The organism is Nocardioides luteus (assembly GCF_000960475.2).
In the GTDB taxonomy this organism is placed as follows: domain Bacteria; phylum Actinomycetota; class Actinomycetes; order Propionibacteriales; family Nocardioidaceae; genus Nocardioides; species Nocardioides luteus_A.
The window spans coordinates 24,113-41,487 of sequence record NZ_JZDQ02000029.1 but is presented as its reverse complement, the minus strand read 5'-3'; the positions used below and the strand labels follow the sequence as shown (position 1 = coordinate 41,487).

The following is a 17,375-nucleotide window of genomic DNA, read 5'->3' as shown; positions in this document are numbered from 1 at the left end:
AGACACCTGATCGTATCCGCCGCACTGACACCTAGATCCAATCGGCAGGCACGCCGCGCGCCAACCGGTCGACAAGCCTCAGCGCATCAGGGATCCGCGCGTCGCCGGCCATGGCGCGTACGAGGTCCGCGGCCTCATCCTGGGGCATACCTGCCGCGGTGATGTAAAGGGGCCTGGTCGAGATGCCCCGGATGACCGGAATCGCATGCGTGGCGGCGCGGAACCGGGACTTGGCGACGCCGATCACGACCGGTGCGAGACCTGCCTCCCAGACACGCTGGCCAAGACCGGCGCGACCGGTCGGGTCGAGGTCGACGTACCCGTCGATGACGAGTACGTCGAGCGGGTCGGCATGCGCGAGCACGGCCTCGATCGCCGGGAGCTCGCGTTCGTAGAAACGGCCCGGTACGTAGTCAGCCACATCGTCGAGACGGCTGGTGTGCCGCTCATCGATCGTCGCGAAGTCTGCGCTCGCGCTCACCAGAAGAGCAACGTGTGCTCCACCGACGGCTGGGTAGTCGACGTCGGTAGCGCCGAATCGGGTCCCCATGCGACCAAAGATAGTGCCACCCCTCGGCTACGTCCGACGACCGCTCCTACCCGCCGGCCAGACACCCTGAATGTCACCAGGACGTTCCCCGAAAGGCTGGCTAGAATCTGTCCGTTTCTGCAGGTCAGAGGTACAATTAGACATGTTCCCGGGATCCGATGAAAGCACCTCGCGAGACCTGCTCGATGCACTTTCCCAGACCCGCGTCGATGAGGTTCGAGCAGCCAATGATCGCCTGATCCTGGTCGCTGAATATCTCGCGGATCGGCCACCGCGTGGTCCGGACGACGTGGCGATGGACGAGGATCCGTGTCTGCTTGGAGACCGGTCCATTCCCATCGCGGGTGAGGGCGCTCCTCCGGTCTCGGAGTTCGCCGTGATGAGCCTCGGCTCGGAACGAGCTTGGGAGCCGCGCGCCGCCTGGCGGCCGACGTGGTCGAGGTAGCCCACCGCCTCCCGACGGTGAAGGCTCTAGGGCGGCTCGGATCCTGCACATCTACTGCCATGTCGATCAGGGGGACCTACGTGGCACTGGCTTGGTCTCGGTGGACAACTTCGGTGCGCTCGTGCCGGTCGAGCGCGTCGACGAGTGGGCGCAGACGCCAGGAACCGTGGTGCGTCCCGTGAAGGTGATCGACTTGAACAGCGAGATCACCCGCGCCGGGTACGAGCCCTCCGCACTACAGCACGAGCAGGCGGTCCTGCTCGCCGGCGGGACTTGCGTGTTCCCGGGGTGCACGCGTTCGGCGTGGCACGCCGACACCGATCACATCACCGCATACGACTCCGGCGGGAAGACGTCGACCCGCAATCTCGCGAAGCTGTGCCGCAGCCATCATCGGTTGAAGACGCATGGTGGCTGGCGTTATGAGCAGACTTCCCCGGGGACGTATGTGTGGCGCTCGCCCCTGGGCAGGTCCTTTGTGCGGTACCCGGATGGGACCCTCGAGCAGCTCGGGGCAAGGAGCCTGAATGAGACCGAGGACGGGACTCGAGCTGCGTGATGCTCCGCGCCTTCGCCGGCTTCCGGCAACCTCAGGCTCACGGCAGGACGGCGCAACGGCGACTACCGCCAATCGAGGGTCGCTCCCGCCCAGCTCGCGTCGTGGTCGAGCAGCTCCGCCGCAATGCTTCTTCGTGCCCCGCCGGGGTCGGGCGCGGCCGGATCCCAGGTCGCCGCGACGTCGAAGGCCGCCACCCGTCCGGTGGCCTGCACCCTGCGTACGGCCTCCACGGCCTGCGCTGCCGACGGTCCTGCGTCGGCGGGGAACCGAAGGCCGGGCAGATCGGTCGGGTCGATCACGTCGAGGTCGATGTGGAGCAGCAGCGGGCCGTCGGGAAGGGCACTCTCGTCGAGCCCCGCGAGGCTGGTACGACGGATCCGCGCTGTCTCCAGGTAGGCGGCCTCGGGCTCGTCGAGGTCACGCGCGTCGACGAGGACGAGTCGGTCCTCCTGGACCGGCCGGAGGCCGATCTCGTCGGCGACCAGGTCCGGCCGGTAGCCCGCCATCACCCGCAGCGGCATCCCGCCGAGATAACCGGACGCCGAGGTCTCCATCGTCTGTACGTCCCCGTGCGCGTCGATCCACACGACCGCCGGGTCGATCCCCGCCCGCTGAAGTCCGGCCAGCGTGCCGAGACTGACGCAGCAGCACCCGGACACCACCGTCGGGCTCACCTGAGCGTCCGCCACGGCGTCCGCGACCGCCGCGTAGATCGGCGCCAACCGCTCCCACCCGTCCCCGCCCGCGGGGAGATCCGCGGTGATGATCGCGTCGGCCCAGTCCGGTGGCAGTTCCTCGGCGAGAGTCGGGAGAAGGTCGTCCTGGTGGTACGGAGCCAGCAGCCGCATGCCGCCCAACGTACTGGGTCGGGCCTTGGCCGTGCAGGTATCACTGGATCAGGCTCGCCCTGCGGAAACCCGCAGGGGCATGCGACTAGGATCTCCGACGCCTCGACCTCCTTCCAGTCCTTGATGTGAAAGGCCCCGTGCTTCCCACCACCGGCCCCAAGTCCCGTCTCATCGAACCGTCTCGCCGGATCGTCCGCTTACGTCGACGTACGTCGATCGCGACCGTCCTGATCACCCTGGGCCTGGGCGCGTTGGCGATGCTGTTCCCGGCCACCGTCGTGGCGCAGCAGGCCACCGACCGGTGGAACAGCGGTCAGTGGGCGAAGGTGAGCGTGGTGGAGCGGTGCGAGTTCGACGGCGGCACCGGCGAGATCATCTCCTGCCGGGGCCGGTGGCGCGTCGACGGCGAGCAGGTCACCGGAAGCATCCACGGCACCCTGCGCGACATCGGCCGCGACCCCGACCCCTCGAAGGCGACCTTCCGGATGTGGGTGGTCGACACCGATGCGTACGGGGAGCACGCGATCAACCCGTGGCCGGCCCGCCTCGTCGGGATGGGCCGCGACCCGGTGCTCTGGGGTGGGCTCGCGCTCGTGGTCCTCGGGCTGGTGGTGCTGCCGACGCGGCGGGCGTGGCTGCGTACGCCGGGCGAGGAGACGCTCACCGAGGACCTCGGTATCCGGCTGAGCACCCATCCCGCGCACGGACGGGCGTGGCTGGTGCCCGTCGGGCTGGTCCTCGGCCCGGCGATCATTGCGCTCGGCGCCTGGGTCGCCGCTCGGCCGCACCTGCCGACGGTGCTCGTGCTGGCCGGGGTACTGGTCGCGCTCGGCGGGCTCATCCTCGGGTTCCGGCTGACCTGGCTCGGGCTGCAGCGCCCGGTCGCGGTGGACCTCGGGCTCTACGAGGGCGGCCTGGTCCTGGAGCACGCCCGGCACACCGACGTCATCCTCTGGGAGGACGTGACCGGCATCGGCACCGGTGTCGTCGACGAGCGGAAGGCCAACCCGCGCATCGACGTCACCTTGCACCTGGTCACCGGCGCCGCGCTGCGACTGCCGCGCGTCGACCACGTGCACTCGTTCACCGCTCACCTGCACCGGATCACCTCTGCCGGATCGCTGCCCCTGGAGTGAGGTAGCGTCAGCGCCGATGAACCAGATGCGCGCAACCGTGGTCCACAACGGCGAGCTCTCGGTGCGGTCGGTCCCGCGTCCCGAGCCCGGGCCGGGTCAGCTGCTGATCAAGGTGCTGCGCGCCGGGATCTGCGGCTCCGACCTGCACGTCCGCGAGCACAGCAGCGAGCTCAACGAGGTGGTCACCGAGCTCGGCTACACCACCGCGATGACGCCCGAGCAGGAGATCGTGCTGGGCCACGAGCTCCTCGGCGAGGTCGTCGCCTACGGCCCGGAGACCCGGGGTCGATGGGAGCCGGGCACCTCGGTGGCGGCGCTGCCGGTGCTGCGTACGGACGGGGCCATCCACATGGTCGGCTTCGACGTCGACTCCCCCGGCGGCTTCGCGGAGTACTGCGTCGTCCAGGAGGCGTTCACCTTCCCCGTCCCCGACGGCGTGAAGCCGGACCAGGCGGTCTTCACCGAGCCCCTGGCCGTCGCCTTCCACGCCGTACGCCGCGGCGCGGTCTCGGCGCGACGCCCGGCCGTGGTCATCGGCTGCGGCCCGATCGGACTGGCCGTCATCCTCATGCTCAAGGCGCAGGGGGTGAAGAAGGTGGTCGCCTCCGACCTCTCCCCCGCGCGTCGCGCGCTGGCGGTGGAGTGCGGTGCCGACGTGGTCGTCGACCCGCGCGAGTCCCCGCCGTGGGACGCCTACAAGCAGCGTGGTCCGGTGAGCTCGCTGACCGACTACCTGGGCTTCGGGATCGACGCGATGCAGGTCGTCCGCCGCATCCCGCTGCTGCCGTGGGAGACCGTGCTGCTCAACGCCGACCGCCTCGGGCAGTCCCCGACCGGCCCGGTCGTCTTCGAGTGCGTCGGCGTGCCCGGGATGCTGGAGCAGATCATGACCGCCGCACCGCTGCACACGCGCGTCGTGGTGGTCGGGGTGTGCATGGAGCCTGACACGATCCGGCCGGCGATCGCGATCCACAAGGAGATCGACCTGCGGTTCGTCTTCGGCTACGACCCGGCGGAGTTCGCGCGCACGCTCGAGCTCATCGCCGGCGGGAAGGTGGACCCCTCGCCGCTGCACACGGGCACCGTCGGGCTGGACGGCGTCGCCCAGGCATTCTCGGACCTCGCCGATCCGGAGACCCACGCGAAGATCCTGGTCGATCCGTGGGCGTGAGCGTCGTGGTGAAGCCGAGTCGGCGCAACTGCATGCCTTGGAGCGAAGCGAGCGAGGCGTGCGGTTGCGCCGACTCGGCGCGTGATCATCTAGACCCCGCGAGCGGGCCGAGGATTCTGGTGGATGGGTCACCTACCGCTAGTATCTGATTCAACAGCGGCCCGTTCCGGTCTTGCCCCCGGCCGCTCTCGGTAGCAACTTTCACCTATGGCGAGACACCTCGCTTGAAAAGTTGACTCCTTGTCTCAGCAGAGCTTCAGCGCGCTCGGCGTGCCCGCAGACCTCACCGCCGTCCTCGATCACCACGGCATCACCTCTCCGACCCCGATCCAGGCCGCGACCCTGCCGGACTCCCTCGCCGGCCGCGACGTGCTCGGCCGCGGGCGGACCGGGTCGGGCAAGACGTACGCCTTCCTGCTTCCGCTCGTCGCCCGCCTCGCGGGTGGCCCGAAGGCCAAGGCCGGCAAGCCGCGGGCGCTGGTGCTCGCGCCGACCCGTGAGCTGGTCCGCCAGATCGAGGAGTCGCTGCGGCCGCTGGCCACGGAGGCCGGACTGAGCGTGCAGACCGTCTTCGGCGGCGTGGGGCAGAACCCGCAGGTCATCGGCCTGCGCAAGGGCGCCGACGTCGTCCTGGCCTGCCCCGGCCGGCTCGAGGACCTGATCGCGCAGCGTCACGCCGACCTGTCCGCGATCGAGATCACCGTGCTCGACGAGGCCGACCACATGGCCGACCTCGGCTTCCTGCCGGCGGTGAAGCGACTCATGTCCGCGACCCCGAAGGACGGCCAGCGCCTGCTGTTCAGCGCGACGCTCGACAAGGGCATCAACGTGCTGGTCAAGCAGTTCCTCTCCGCCCCGGTCGTGCACGAGGCCGACTCGGCGCAGTCGCCGGTCGCCGAGATGGAGCACCACGTCCTTCACCTCTCCGCCCGCGAGCAGCGCATCCCTGTGCTCGCGGACCTGGCGGCGGCTCCGGGCCGCACGGTCGTCTTCACCCGCACCAAGCACGGCGCCAAGGGCGTCGCCCGCCAGCTCGGCCGCGCCGGCATCCCGGCCGTCGAGCTCCACGGCGACCTCTCCCAGAACGCCCGGGTGCGCAACCTGGAGGCCTTCCACTCCGGCCGGGCGACCACCCTGGTGGCCACCGACATCGCGGCCCGCGGGATCCACGTCGACGACGTCGCCCTCGTGGTCCACGCCGACCCGCCCGCCGAGCACAAGGCCTACCTGCACCGCTCCGGGCGCACCGCCCGCGCCGGCGCCTCCGGCACCGTGGTGACGCTGATGCTGCCCGACCAGGTCAAGGACGTACGCAGCCTCGCCCGTGCCGCCGGGATCAAGCCCACCACCACGCGCGTCGACGGCCCGAGCCACCCGATCCTCGTCGAGCTGGCTCCCGGTGAGCGCAGCCGCCCGGGCCCGTACGTCCCGGTCGTGACCCAGCCCCCGCGCCGCCCCGCCGGCGAGGGCACCGGCAACCGGAAGAGCCGTCCCGGCTCGCGCGCCCGCAAGCGTCAGCGGGCCACCGGCTCGCGCTGAACCGGGGTAGTCCGGGAGCGAGCTGCCTATTACTCGCCAGTAAATGGGCAGTTCGCTCCCGGACTACCCCGCCAGCCGCCCGCCAGGCTCCGACTCGAGACTGAGGACTCCGCCCTCCGGCGGACCTAGGGTTGGCCGGGTGACTGTGCACGACGACGCCGGCTCCCCGGGCCGGCTGGCGACCTTCTTCGCGACCGACGACGACTGGGAGCGGAAGGGGTCGATCGGCCTCGGCGACTGGCTGGTCGGTGCGGTCGTGCTGGTCGCGAGCCTGATCACCCTGGAGCTGATCCGTGGCGTCGGCACGCTCGACAGCAGCGACGCACCGACCTGGGTCGAGTGGATCGCGGTGATCACCGGTGCCGCCCTGCTCGTCTTCCGGCGCCGGTTCCCGCTCACGATCGCCCTCCTGGCCGGGCTCCACATGTTCGTCACCGGCGTGTGGCTGCCGATGGTGATGGGGCTGCTGCCCATGCAGATCATCTACTTCGTCGCGTTCTTCGCCGGCGCCGCCTGGGCGCGGAGCAGGCGGGACATGGTGGTCGTGATGGGGCTGATCACGCTGTTCATGTTCGCCTGGCTGTCCTGGCAGTACGCGGTCGGCAGCGGCATCGACGAGATCCGCGAGTCGACCGCGGACGCGGAGGGCTCGGCGCTGGTCGGGCCGGTGACCGCCTACGTGCTGCTCACCACCTTGATGAACCTCCTCTACTTCATCGGCGCGATCGTCGGCGGCCAGGTCGCCTGGCGGGGCGCGCGGCAGAAGGCCGAGCTCGCCGCGCAGGCGGCGACCATCGCGGCCCAGTCCGGGCAGCTCCAGCGCCGCGCCGTGATCGAGGAACGCCTGCGGATCGCCCGCGAGCTGCACGACGTCGTCGCCCACCACGTCGCGGTCGTCGGGGTCCAGGCGGCCGCCGGGCGCAAGCTGCTCGAGCGCGGTCGCCCCGGCGACATCGAGGGCGCCACCGAGGCGCTCGGCAACGTCGAGGCCTCCGCCCGCGAAGGGGTCACCCAGATGCGTTCCCTGCTCGGCACCCTGCGCGACCCGGCGGGTGACGCGGACTCGGAACCCGATGGCGTACGCAGCCCCGAGCCGCGCCTGGCGGATCTGCCCGCGCTGCTGGACGAGGTCCGCGAGAGCGGGCTGCGGGTCGACTACGAGGCCGTCGGTCCGGTATCAGACCTGCCGCTCCCCCTGGCCCACTCCGTCTACCGGATCGTCCAGGAGGCGCTGGCCAACGTCCGCCGCCACTCCACCGCCGACCGCGCCCAGGTCGTCCTGCGCGTCGACCGGACCGCGGCGGCGCCCTATGCCGAGGTGGAGATCACCGACAACGGCCGGCCCCGGCACGGCACCTCGGGCAGCGGTCTCGGCCTGCTCGGTGTCCGGGAGCGGGCGGCCGTCCGGAAGGCGGAGGTCGACATCGGGCCCCGGGCCGTGCAGGGGTTCCGGGTGCGGGTGCGGTTCCCGCTCGACTCCGCCGTCCCGTCGGCGGGAGCGGCGCGATGATCCGGGTGCTGCTCGCCGACGACCAGCAGCTGCTGCGTTCGGGGTTCCGTCTCATCCTCTCGATGGAGGACGACATCACCGTCGTCGGAGAGGCCTCCGACGGCGCCGACGCGATCGCGAAGGCGCGCGAGCTGCGGCCCGACGTGGTGCTGATGGATGTGCAGATGCCCGGCACCGACGGCATCGAGGCGACGCGTACGGTCGTCGCCGAGGGGCACGCCAAGGTCATCATCCTGACCACCTTCGACCGCGACGACTACCTCTTCGACGCGCTCGCCGCCGGCGCCAGCGGCTTCCTCCTCAAGAACGCTGACCCCGACTCGCTGGCCGAGGCCGTGCGGGCCGCCGCGGACGGTCACGCGCTGCTCGCCCCGGAGGTCACCATGCGCGTGATCGGCAGGGTCACCAACGCCCCGGCGGCTCCGGCTCCGAAGCCACCCAAGGAGCTCGACCTGCTCACCGCCCGCGAGCGCGAGGTGCTCCTGCTGATCGGTGAGGGGCTCAGCAACAACGAGATCGCGCGCCGGCTGTTCCTCACCGAGGCGACCGTGAAGACCCATGTCTCGGCCTGCCTGGCCAAGCTGCAGCTGCGCGACCGGGTGCAGACGGTGGTCTTCATCCACCGCCACGGGCTGCTCCCGGCAGGCCCTCCCAACGGGTGAGCAGGGGCTCATCCTCGCGACGGATCCGCCGGGCCCGCCGCTGAAATAGCGTGGGTCCCGTTCGTAACCGAGACAGAGGAGTTTCGATGCTCAAGGTCAGCGGGTTGACCCGTCGCTTCGGCGACATGGTCGCCGTCGACGACGTGTCCTTCCCGGTCCCGTCCGGTGGGCTCACCGGGTTCGTCGGCGGCAACGGCGCCGGCAAGACCACCACCATGCGGATGATCATGGGTGTGCTGGCCGCACATGCCGGGACGGTCTCCTGGCAGGGGCACGAGGTCACCCGGGAGGACCGGCGCCGGTTCGGCTACATGCCCGAGGAGCGCGGCCTCTACCCGAAGCAGCCGATCCTGGACCAGCTGGTCTACCTCGCCCGGCTGCGGGGCATGACCACCGCCGACGCGCGCCGCGAGATCGGCACGCTGCTGGAGCGGTTCGGGCTCGGCGGTCGCACCAAGGACCCGCTCGAGAAGCTCTCCCTCGGCAACCAGCAGCGCGTGCAGATCATCGCCGCACTCGTCCCGGCGCCGATGGCGCTGATCCTCGACGAGCCGTTCTCCGGGCTCGATCCCGACGCCATCGAGGCGATGGCGGACCTCCTGCGCGAGCATGCCCGCGACGGTGTACCCGTCGTCTTCTCCTCCCACCAGCTCGACCTCGTCGACCGGCTGTGCGACCGGCTCGTGGTGATGGCCCGTGGCCGGGTCGTCATCCAGGGCACGGGTGAGGAGCTGCGCGCGGAGGCCGCGCTGCGCTACCGGCTCGTCCTCGACGGCGACGCCGGCTGGGTACGCGACCTGCCCGGCCTCCACGTACGCGACGTCTCCGGGCCCGAGGCCGAGATCGAGGTCGTCTCCGAAGGCGCCGAGCAGAAGCTGCTCAGCGAGGCCGTCACCCGCGGAGGCGTGCTCGACTTCCACCGCGTCGTGCCCCGCCTGTCCGAGATCTACCGGGAGGTCACCGCATGACGACTCCGAAAGCCAGGACCCAGCCCAAGGGCCAGCCGGTGTGGCAGATCGTCGCCCGCCGCGAGATCGCCGTCCGCGCCACCGACAGGTCGACCCTGATCGGCACCGCGGTGATGCTCGCCGTCATCGTCGGCGTGCTCGGCTTCACCGCGTGGAGCGAGAGCCGGGAGAAGACCTACGACCTCGCCTACTCCTCGGCGATCGCCCGGGCGATGGCCGAGGGCATCGCCGAACGCGCCACCGACATCGACGAGAAAGTGAGCATCGAACCGGTCGCCGTCGACGACGCCGACGCCGCCCGGCGCGCGCTCGAGGAGGAGCAGGCCGATGCGTACCTGCACTCGAGCGCCAAGGGCTGGACGCTGGTCACGCTCGAGGATCCCGACTCCGAGCTGCGCGACGTGGTCAGCCAGGCGGTCGAGGCGATCGTCCTAGCCGGCAACGCCGACGCCGCCGGCACCACCGCGGCCGAGCTGACCAAGGGGTCGGAGGTCGCGATCGACCAGCTCGAGGGCGACAGCGAGCTGACCGCGATCCGCTACGTCGTCGGCTACGCGCTCGCGATCGTCTTCTACTTCGCCTCGATCATGTTCGGCATGACCCTGGCCAACAGCGTCGTGGAGGAGAAGCAGTCGCGGATCGTGGAGATGATCGCCGCCGCGGTGCCGCTGCGGCAGCTGCTCGCCGGCAAGATCATCGGCAACGCCGTCATCGCCGTAGGACAGATGCTCATCTACGTGGCCGTCGGGCTGGTCGGGCTGAGCCTGACCGACTTCAGCTTCGCCCTCCCGGCGCTCTCCAGCGCGATCGGCTGGTTCGTCGTCTTCTTCCTGATCGGCTTCGTCGTGCTCTCCACCCTGTGGGCGGTCGCGGGCGCGCTCGCCTCCCGCACCGAGGACCTGCAGTCCTCCTCCACCCCGATCACGATGCTCCTCATGGTGATGTTCTTCGGCGCCCTCTACCTCGACGGTGTCGGCGAGGTCGTCGGCTCGTACGTCCCACCGCTGTCCGCCGTCCTCATGCCGATGCGCCTGGTCGACGGCAGCGCGGCATGGTGGGAGCCGATCATCGCCGTCCTCCTGCTCCTCGCCTTCGGCATCGCGCTGGTACGCCTCGCCGAGCGCCTCTACAGCCGCGCCCTGCTCCAGACCGGTGGCCAGCTCTCCCTCAAGGCCGCCTGGCGACTGGAGGAGTAGCCGAGGCGTCACCCCGGTGCCATCTCGATTCGCGTACGTGACTTCTCGCGCGACGGGGGTGACTTCTCGGCATGATGGGGTCAGTCGATCAGAGAGGATCTACCGTGGCCCGAGAGATCAGCACCGTCGTGAAGGACCTGCACTTCCTGGAGTGCCCGCGATGGCATGAGGACCGGATCTGGTTCGTGGACTTCTACTCCTACAAGGTCTACTCGGCCCGGGAGGACGGGTCGGACCTCAAGGTCGAGGCGGAGGTGCCGGGGCAGCCCTCGGGGCTGGGCTGGCTCCCCGACGGCCATCTGCTGGTCGTGTCGATGAACGACCGCCGGATCCTGCGCCGCGAGTCCGACGGCTCGCTGGTGACCCACGCCGACCTCAGCGGCCACGTCAGCCACCACCTCAACGACATGGTGGTGGACGAGCAGGGCCGGGCGTACGTCGGGAACTTCGGTTTCGACATCATGGCGGGCGCCGACGTGGCATCGACGGTGCTGCTGCGGGTCGACCCGGACGGGACGGTGACCGAGGTCGCCGACGACCTGTGGTTCCCCAACGGCAGCGTGATCACCGACGACGGCACGCTGATCGTCGACGAGACCTGCGGCAATCGGATCAGCGCGTTCGATATCGCCGAGGACGGGTCGCTGACCAACCGACGCACCTGGGCGAAGTTCGGCGAGCTCACCACCCACACCGCGTTCGCCGAGGCGATGGGCGACGCGGTCCTGGCTCCCGACGGCTGCTGCCTGGACGCCGAGGGCGCGGTGTGGACCGCCGACGCCGTCTTCGGCCGCCTGGTCAGGGTCGCCGAGGGCGGCGAGATCCTCGAGCAGATCGAGCCCGGCGGTGGCGTCTTCGCCTGCATGCTGGGCGGCAGCGACGGGAAGACGCTGTACGCCTGTGCCGCGCCCGACTTCTTCGAGGAGCCCCGCAAGGCCAGCGCCGAGGCGCGGCTGCTGGCGATCCGGGTCGACGTGCCCCGGGCGGGACGTCCCTGAGCCGTTCAGCTCTGGACGTCCGGCGGCGGCCCGTCGAGGCGGCCGGCGCGGCTGCGGATCGGGACGGCCACGTGGAGCGCGTTGCTCTCGAGGGTGAAGTCGGTCGGGGTCTCGGTGAGGATCTCGCCGTCGAGGTTGACCGGCATCGCCTCGTCGGTGGTGATCCGCACCGCCGAGGTGGTCACGTGGTGCACCTGCTCGTGCTCGATGAAGTGGCCGCTGCGGAGCAGCCGCGCGATCGAGACGTGGTCGCGCATGCGGCCGCGGACGATGGCATAGACGTCGAGCAGGTCGTCGTCGACCGAGGCGGTGGGCGAGACCGTGTTGCCGCCACCGTAGTGGCGGCCGTTGCCGACGGCAACTTGGAGCAGGTCGTCGAGCTCCATCGTCTCGTGGTCGCCCTCGGGGAACTCCAGCCGCGCGGTGAACGGCTTGTGGTGGCGGTAGGCCTGCAGCGTCGCCACCGGGTAGGCCGCCGGCCCGATCAGCTTCTTCAGACGTGGGTCCAGGGCCTTGGTCACCGCGACGGAGAGGCCGAAGGAGGCGACGTTGAGGTAGGCGTGTCCGTTGGCCCGGCCGACGTCGACGTTGATGACCTTCCCCTCGAGCATCTGCTGCACCGCGGTCTGCGGGTCCTGGTCGAGCTCGAGCGTGCGGGCGAAGTCGTTGGCCGTGCCGAGCGGCAGCACCGCGAGCACGACGTCGGTGCCGGCGATCCGGGCCGCCGCGGCCCCGACCGAGCCGTCGCCGCCGCCGACGACGAGCAGGTCGGGCATCTCCTCGGCGACCTCGTCGAGCGTGGCCTCCAGCTCCTCCCCCGAATGGACTGCGTGGGAGCGGACGTCGTCGATCCCCGCGGACCTGAGCATCTCCTCGGAGGACGCCAACGCGTCCTGTCCCCGGCGCGAGCCGGCGTTGACGACGAGGGCGACCTTCACGGAGTCGCGCGACAACAGCGATTGCATATCCACATCAGGAGCGTACGCAGCGCACCTGAGTCCGCGCCCTCGCCTTCCTGTGCCTCGCCTGTGTGCCGGCTATCCGCCCACGGCCCCAGGCACGACCACCTCCGCGAAGACGCCGAACGCCGGCTCGCCGGCCCGGTTCAACGGCCGGTGCGTGGCGAGCGTCTTCAGCAGCCGTACGTCGCGCTCCCCCGTCTCCGGACGGATGTCGATCACGGCACACCTCGGGATCGGTACGCCGATCCGGAGCGTCGCCTCCCCGACCCGGATCTCCCGGCCGAGCCAGGTGTCCTCGGCATAGGGCTCGTCGGTCTCGACCACCAGGGTCGGCCGGAACCGCGCCGGGTCCACGGCGTCGCGGTCCACGTGCCGGGCGAGGTCGTGCAGCGACGCCGTGGTCACCAGCGACACCGGACCGGCGAAGACGACGTCGCCCCGGCGGGCACGGGCCAGCCGCACGGGCCGGTCGAGCCAGCTCGAGAACAGCTCGGCGTGCGGGCCGTCGACCAGCTCCAGCTCGACGTCGCGGCCCCAGTAGTCGCAGGTGATGCGCTCCCCCGTCGCCGCCGGCTCCGCTGAGACGGTCTCCCCGCCGGGCAGCTCGACCTCGAGCCGGTCGCCGGTCACCTCCGCCCGCACCGCGACCAGCAGCGGGTTCTGGACGGTGCGCAGCACCCGGCCGCGAGCCGGATCCTCGGGGTCGACCGACACCAGGGCGAACCCACGGTCACCCACCGGCCCCTGGGCGTCGAGCATCACCCGGTCGTGGGCCAGGTGCCTGGTCCCCTTGATCGGCGCGAACCCCGCGCGCACCACCGTCAGCTCATCGGTCACGGCCCCAGTCAACCAGCGTTGCGAAAAGCCTTCGCACCCTCGGCCGCCAGCTCGGTGTAGCCGGTCGTGCCGGCGCCGAGCAGCTCCTCCGCGGCGCGCTTGGCCGCGCCGAGGGCGGCGAAGGCGAAGGCGCCACCGACCGAGATCCGTGCCGCCCCCGCCTCGGCCAGCTCGGGGACCGAGGGTCCGCCCGGGAGCAGCAGGACGTTGACCGGGCGGTCGACCGCGTCGACCAGGCGGCGTACGTCCTCGACGGCGATGACGCCGGGCGCGAAGAGCACGTCGGCGCCGGCCTCCTGGTAGGCCTGCAGGCGGGCGATGGTGTCGTCGAGGTCGTCGCGGCCGCGGATGTGGTTCTCGGCACGGGCGGTGAGGACGAAGCCGTCGCCGGCGGCCGCGGCCGCGGCGGCGACCCGCTCGGCGGCCTCCTCGACGGAGTAGAGGGTGTCCTTCTCGACGCCGGTGTAGTCCTCGATCGACCCGCCCGCCAGCCCGGCGGCGACGGCGAGCCGGAACGTCTCCGCCACCTCGTCGATCGAACCCCCGAAGCCGGCCTCCAGGTCGGCCGAGACGGGCACCTCGACCGCCTCGACCAGCGCGGTCGCGTGGGCGATCACCTCGTCGCGGGTGACATGGCCGTCGAGGCGGCCCAGGGTCGCGGCGTACCCGCTGCTGGTGGTGGCCAGCGCCGAGAAGCCCAGCGAGGCCAGGAGCTTCGCCGAGCCGGCGTCCCAGGCGTTGGGCATCAGCAGCGGGCGTCCGGGAAGGTGCAGCGACAGGAAGTTCTCAGCGAGCGACATGCCGGCCACCCTGCCACGGGACGGCGCAACCGAGAACCGGATTTCCCGCCTAGGATCAATCGACATGGGCCACGATCATGACCACATCTCTCCCGCGGCGGACCGGCGCTACCTGATCGCCGCGATGTCGCTGCTGAGCGTGTTCCTGCTCGGCGAGGTGACGGTCGCGATCCTCGCCGACTCGCTCGCGCTGCTGGCCGACGCGGGCCACATGCTCACCGACGTCGGCGCGATCGCCGCGGCGCTGTGGGCGATGCGGCTGGCCGCACGGCCGGCCCAGGGCCAGTGGACCTACGGCTGGAAGCGCGCCGAGATCCTCTCCGCGGCGCTCAACGGGATCACCCTGCTGGTCTTCGCCGCGGTCGTGGGCGTGGAGGCGGTCCGGCGCCTGATCCACCCGCCCGACGCGGAGGGCTGGCCGATGTTCGTGGTCGCGGTCGTCGGCTGTGCGGTGAACATCCTCGCGGCCGCGCTGATGGCGCGCGCCAACCGCACCTCGCTCAACGTCGAGGGCGCCTACCAGCACGTCCTCTCCGACCTCTACGGCTTCATCGGCACCCTCGTCGCCGCCGTCGTCATCCTGCTCACCGGCTGGACCCGGGCCGACCCGGTGGCCTCGCTCGTGGTCGTCGCCCTGATGACGTACGCCGGTGTCTGTCTGCTCCGCGACAGCGGCCGGATCCTGCTCGAAGGCGCACCGGCGGAGGTCGTCGTCGAGGACCTGCGCCAGCACCTGCTCGAGGTCGAGGACGTGGTCGAGGTGCACGACCTGCACGCGTGGACGGTCACCTCCGGCCTGCCGACGGTCTCCGCCCACCTGACCCTGCGTCCCGAGTGCTTCCTCGACGGCAGCGCGCCGAAGGTGCTCGACCGGGTCCAGGCCTGCCTGGCCGGCCACTTCGACGTCGAGCACTCGACCTTCCAGCTCGAGCCGGAGACCCACCTGGCCCACGAGCCGGGGATGCACTGAGCGGCGGGTCAGCCCCGGGTCAGCACCGCCCGCAACCGCTCGACGTCGTCATGGATCAGGGCGAAGAGACCCGCGGGGTCTTCGAGCCGCGGCGCCGGGACCGCCAGCGCGACGCCGGCGACCAGCACGCCGGCGTCGTCGCGGACCGCCGCGGCCAGAGATCCGTACCCCGGCTGAGCGGCGCAGACGACATAGCGTTCCACGGCACCCGCCGCCCGCAGCAGGCCGAGCGCCGCAGCACCCGGGTCCGCGCCGATCTCCGGCGGCTCCGCCAGCGCGGCGGCGGTCAACGGGAAGTCGGGATCGACATCGACCAGCTCCAGGTGCCCGTGCCGGAACGAGGCCAGGTGAACGCCCGCCCGGATCCGGGCGCGCATCCCGGCCAGGATCTCCGCGGTCTCGCGCTCGCGGTCCGGGACCGCGTTGGATGCCAGCAGCGTCACCCGGTGGCCCAGCGCGAACCCGGACAGGTCGGGCAACCGGACCAGGTACTCGTCCTGCACCAGCAGGTTGACCAGCCTGTAGGTCGTGGCCCGCGGCAGCCCGAGCGCCGCCGATATCTGCTTGGCGGTGATGCCCGGCCCGGCCCGCGCAACCTCCTCGAGAACCGAGAGGGCGCTGCGTACGGCATGCGGCTGACGGCCGCCGGCGTCGCCGCCGGGGCTCACCGGCCACCCAGCAGATCGTCCGAGATCGGCTCGTCGAACAGGCCCATCCGGGCGAACCCCTCGGGCTGCCGCATCCGGACGTACAGATAGCCGGACCCGCCGCCCAGCACGACCACACCGACCAGGCTCAGAGCCAGCGGGTCGGTGCCACCTACGACGGCGAGATAGACCCCCAGCACCCCGGTGAGAGCAACTGCCACGGCGCCGCAACCCCACAACGCCGAACGGGTCAGCTCCCCGATCCTGTGCAGGAAGGCGGGCGCGGCGACCGCCACCAGGACGTACGCGACGATGTAGCCGACCGCGGAGACCGCGATCAGGACGCTCATCGCCCGCCAGGGCGAGAGGCCGCCGGCGAGCAGCACCAGCGGCAGTGCCACCGTGACGGGTACGACGACGGCCAGCGCGCCGAGCGGAGTGCTGCGCAGCGGGTCAGTGAACCCGACCGCCCGGGGCAGCACGCCCTCGCGGCCGAGGCTGAAGACCACGCGCGCCAACGCGGTCAGCGACGCGATCGCGCAGGCCAGGAACGAGGTGGCCTGACCGAGATCGAGCAGCCGGCCCAGCAGCGGCACGCCGGCCCCGTCGGAGAGCGCACTGAGCGCGACGTCGTTGTCGGCGAGCTGCAGGCCGAAGGAGACCCCGCCCGCCTCCTGCGTGTAGGCGGAGAGCAGGTAGGCGAACCCGACCACGATCAGGGTCCAGCGCATCGTGCGCGGCACGGTCAGGAACGGGCGTTCCGCCTCCCGGCCCAGGGACGCCGCGGTCTCGAAGCCGACGAAGGCGGTGATCGCGACCGCGGTGCCCGCGACCAGCCCGTCCGGCCCCGGCAGCCCGGCCCGGAACGGTGCTGCCAGCGCCTCGGCCCCGGCCCGGGACAGCACGGTCACCAGCAGCACCAGCAGCAGGGCGACCGAGACCACCTCGACCACGAGGGTGACCCGCGCCGAGATCCGGATGCCTCGCCGCAGCACCACGAAGCAGACCGCGCCGAGGGCCACCACACCGAGACCGGTCACCGCCGCCGAGGAGGCCGCAGCGCCGACCGAGGCAAGGAACGTCTGCACTGACAAGGCCGCTCCGACCAGCCCGAACATCGCCACGAAGGCGTACCCGACGGCCTGTCCGGCAGCGGTCACGAACCCGGCGCTCGGCCCGATCCCCTTGGTCACGAACGTGTAGAGCGAGCCGGGTGCCGCCATCCGGCGGGTGAACTGACCGACCGCCCCGCCGACACCGGCCACCAGGACCCACGCCAGCACGAGACAGACCAGCAGCGAGTGCCCCGAGCGGACCGCGATCAGTGCCGGAAGGGTCGCGGCGGCGGCCGCCGGGGCGGTGGCTCCGACCGACTGCGCGAGCACGTCGACGAACCCGACCGTACGCCGCTCCAGGCCTGCCATCGGCGACCGCTCGCCCACTCCGGCGACCCGCGGTGGGTCGACGATCGCCCGGTCGAGTGCGCTCATCGGTGTCTGCTTTCGGTCCGCCTCGCGTCCGGTTCGCGAGGTTCGGACCAGGCTAGGGGCCCGACGGTTTCGGACCGGTTACGCGGC

The 17,375-nt window shown here is 71.4% G+C and carries 17 protein-coding genes; 10 read left to right on the top strand and 7 right to left on the bottom strand.

Annotated features, from left to right (window positions below):
* Positions 1 to 31: 31 nt before the first annotated feature.
* Positions 32 to 550 carry a DUF99 family protein gene (locus UG56_RS19455; protein WP_045548670.1) on the bottom strand — a complete coding sequence of 173 codons (519 nt, stop codon included), beginning with the start codon at positions 548 to 550 and terminating at the stop codon, positions 32 to 34.
* Positions 551 to 1,095: 545 nt separating this feature from the next.
* On the opposite strand from UG56_RS19455, the gene UG56_RS19450 reads away from it, so the two are divergent.
* Complete coding sequence (locus UG56_RS19450) at positions 1,096 to 1,554, top strand: HNH endonuclease signature motif containing protein (protein WP_052693519.1); 459 nt, start codon at positions 1,096 to 1,098, stop codon at positions 1,552 to 1,554.
* 62 nt (positions 1,555 to 1,616) lie between these two features.
* Here the strand turns inward: UG56_RS19450 and UG56_RS19445 are convergent, their stop codons facing one another.
* Positions 1,617 to 2,402: an arginase family protein gene (locus UG56_RS19445; RefSeq protein ID WP_045548669.1), complete on the bottom strand. Its 786-nt coding sequence runs from the start codon at positions 2,400 to 2,402 to the stop codon at positions 1,617 to 1,619.
* Positions 2,403 to 2,539: 137 nt separating this feature from the next.
* Here UG56_RS19445 and UG56_RS19440 point away from each other — a divergent pair, with 137 nt between their 5' ends.
* The 8 genes from UG56_RS19440 (at position 2,540) to UG56_RS19405 (ending at position 11,582) form a co-directional block, all read left to right on the top strand.
* Positions 2,540 to 3,538, top strand: coding sequence for a hypothetical protein (locus UG56_RS19440; RefSeq protein ID WP_045548668.1), 999 nt, complete (start codon positions 2,540 to 2,542; stop codon positions 3,536 to 3,538).
* 16 nt (positions 3,539 to 3,554) lie between these two features.
* Entirely contained in the window at positions 3,555 to 4,709 is a 1,155-nt protein-coding gene (locus tag UG56_RS19435; RefSeq protein ID WP_256206758.1) for a zinc-binding dehydrogenase, read from the top strand.
* Between the two features lie 240 nt (positions 4,710 to 4,949).
* Positions 4,950 to 6,248, top strand: a complete 1,299-nt coding sequence (locus UG56_RS19430; protein ID WP_084101324.1) for a DEAD/DEAH box helicase — start codon at positions 4,950 to 4,952, stop codon at positions 6,246 to 6,248.
* 139 nt (positions 6,249 to 6,387) lie between these two features.
* Entirely contained in the window at positions 6,388 to 7,758 is a 1,371-nt protein-coding gene (locus UG56_RS29050; RefSeq protein ID WP_052693518.1) for a sensor histidine kinase, read from the top strand.
* Positions 7,755 to 8,420: a response regulator gene (locus tag UG56_RS19420; protein WP_045548667.1), complete on the top strand. Its 666-nt coding sequence runs from the start codon at positions 7,755 to 7,757 to the stop codon at positions 8,418 to 8,420. The genes UG56_RS29050 and UG56_RS19420 overlap by 4 nt, the downstream gene beginning before the upstream one ends.
* An 86-nt stretch (positions 8,421 to 8,506) precedes the next feature.
* Positions 8,507 to 9,388, top strand: coding sequence for an ABC transporter ATP-binding protein (locus UG56_RS19415; RefSeq protein ID WP_045548666.1), 882 nt, complete (start codon positions 8,507 to 8,509; stop codon positions 9,386 to 9,388).
* Entirely contained in the window at positions 9,385 to 10,584 is a 1,200-nt protein-coding gene (locus tag UG56_RS19410) for an ABC transporter permease (RefSeq protein ID WP_045548665.1), read from the top strand. The genes UG56_RS19415 and UG56_RS19410 overlap by 4 nt, the downstream gene beginning before the upstream one ends.
* A gap of 104 nt (positions 10,585 to 10,688) precedes the next feature.
* On the top strand, positions 10,689 to 11,582 hold the full coding sequence (locus tag UG56_RS19405; RefSeq protein WP_143055114.1) for an SMP-30/gluconolactonase/LRE family protein: 894 nt from the start codon (positions 10,689 to 10,691) through the stop codon (positions 11,580 to 11,582).
* 5 nt (positions 11,583 to 11,587) lie between these two features.
* Here UG56_RS19405 and UG56_RS19400 read toward each other — a convergent pair whose 3' ends face one another.
* From UG56_RS19400 to UG56_RS19390, 3 genes are all read right to left on the bottom strand, one after another.
* Positions 11,588 to 12,547, bottom strand: a complete 960-nt coding sequence (locus UG56_RS19400) for a lipid kinase (RefSeq protein ID WP_045548664.1) — start codon at positions 12,545 to 12,547, stop codon at positions 11,588 to 11,590.
* Positions 12,548 to 12,619: 72 nt separating this feature from the next.
* A complete protein-coding gene (locus UG56_RS19395) occupies positions 12,620 to 13,381 on the bottom strand; it encodes an MOSC domain-containing protein (RefSeq protein WP_045548663.1) in 762 nt (253 codons plus the stop codon).
* 8 nt (positions 13,382 to 13,389) lie between these two features.
* Entirely contained in the window at positions 13,390 to 14,181 is a 792-nt protein-coding gene (locus UG56_RS19390; RefSeq protein WP_045548662.1) for an isocitrate lyase/PEP mutase family protein, read from the bottom strand.
* 64 nt (positions 14,182 to 14,245) lie between these two features.
* On the opposite strand from UG56_RS19390, the gene UG56_RS19385 reads away from it, so the two are divergent.
* The gene (locus UG56_RS19385) at positions 14,246 to 15,151 is read left to right on the top strand and encodes a cation diffusion facilitator family transporter (RefSeq protein ID WP_045548661.1); all 906 of its coding nucleotides are present in this window, start codon (positions 14,246 to 14,248) and stop codon (positions 15,149 to 15,151) included.
* Positions 15,152 to 15,159: 8 nt separating this feature from the next.
* On the opposite strand, the gene UG56_RS19380 is transcribed toward UG56_RS19385, so the two are convergent.
* Together UG56_RS19380 and UG56_RS19375 are read right to left on the bottom strand one after the other, a co-directional pair.
* Positions 15,160 to 15,819: a helix-turn-helix domain-containing protein gene (locus UG56_RS19380; RefSeq protein ID WP_045548660.1), complete on the bottom strand. Its 660-nt coding sequence runs from the start codon at positions 15,817 to 15,819 to the stop codon at positions 15,160 to 15,162.
* On the bottom strand, positions 15,816 to 17,288 hold the full coding sequence (locus tag UG56_RS19375; protein ID WP_045548659.1) for an APC family permease: 1,473 nt from the start codon (positions 17,286 to 17,288) through the stop codon (positions 15,816 to 15,818). The genes UG56_RS19380 and UG56_RS19375 overlap by 4 nt, the downstream gene beginning before the upstream one ends.
* Positions 17,289 to 17,375: the final 87 nt, after the last annotated feature.

What these genes read in the sequence shown, in the direction of transcription:
- UG56_RS19385 (WP_045548661.1), top strand. Translation starts at nt 14,246, where the DNA reads ATGGGCCACGATCATGACCACATCTCTCCCGCGGCGGACCGGCGCTAC.
- UG56_RS19400 (WP_045548664.1), bottom strand. Translation starts at nt 12,547, where the DNA reads ATGCAATCGCTGTTGTCGCGCGACTCCGTGAAGGTCGCCCTCGTCGTC.
- UG56_RS19435 (WP_256206758.1), top strand. Translation starts at nt 3,555, where the DNA reads ATGAACCAGATGCGCGCAACCGTGGTCCACAACGGCGAGCTCTCGGTG.
- UG56_RS19390 (WP_045548662.1), bottom strand. Translation starts at nt 14,181, where the DNA reads ATGTCGCTCGCTGAGAACTTCCTGTCGCTGCACCTTCCCGGACGCCCG.
- UG56_RS19420 (WP_045548667.1), top strand. Translation starts at nt 7,755, where the DNA reads ATGATCCGGGTGCTGCTCGCCGACGACCAGCAGCTGCTGCGTTCGGGG.
- UG56_RS19410 (WP_045548665.1), top strand. Translation starts at nt 9,385, where the DNA reads ATGACGACTCCGAAAGCCAGGACCCAGCCCAAGGGCCAGCCGGTGTGG.
- UG56_RS19375 (WP_045548659.1), bottom strand. Translation starts at nt 17,288, where the DNA reads ATGAGCGCACTCGACCGGGCGATCGTCGACCCACCGCGGGTCGCCGGA.
- UG56_RS19415 (WP_045548666.1), top strand. Translation starts at nt 8,507, where the DNA reads ATGCTCAAGGTCAGCGGGTTGACCCGTCGCTTCGGCGACATGGTCGCC.
- UG56_RS19455 (WP_045548670.1), bottom strand. Translation starts at nt 550, where the DNA reads ATGGGGACCCGATTCGGCGCTACCGACGTCGACTACCCAGCCGTCGGT.
- UG56_RS19445 (WP_045548669.1), bottom strand. Translation starts at nt 2,402, where the DNA reads ATGCGGCTGCTGGCTCCGTACCACCAGGACGACCTTCTCCCGACTCTC.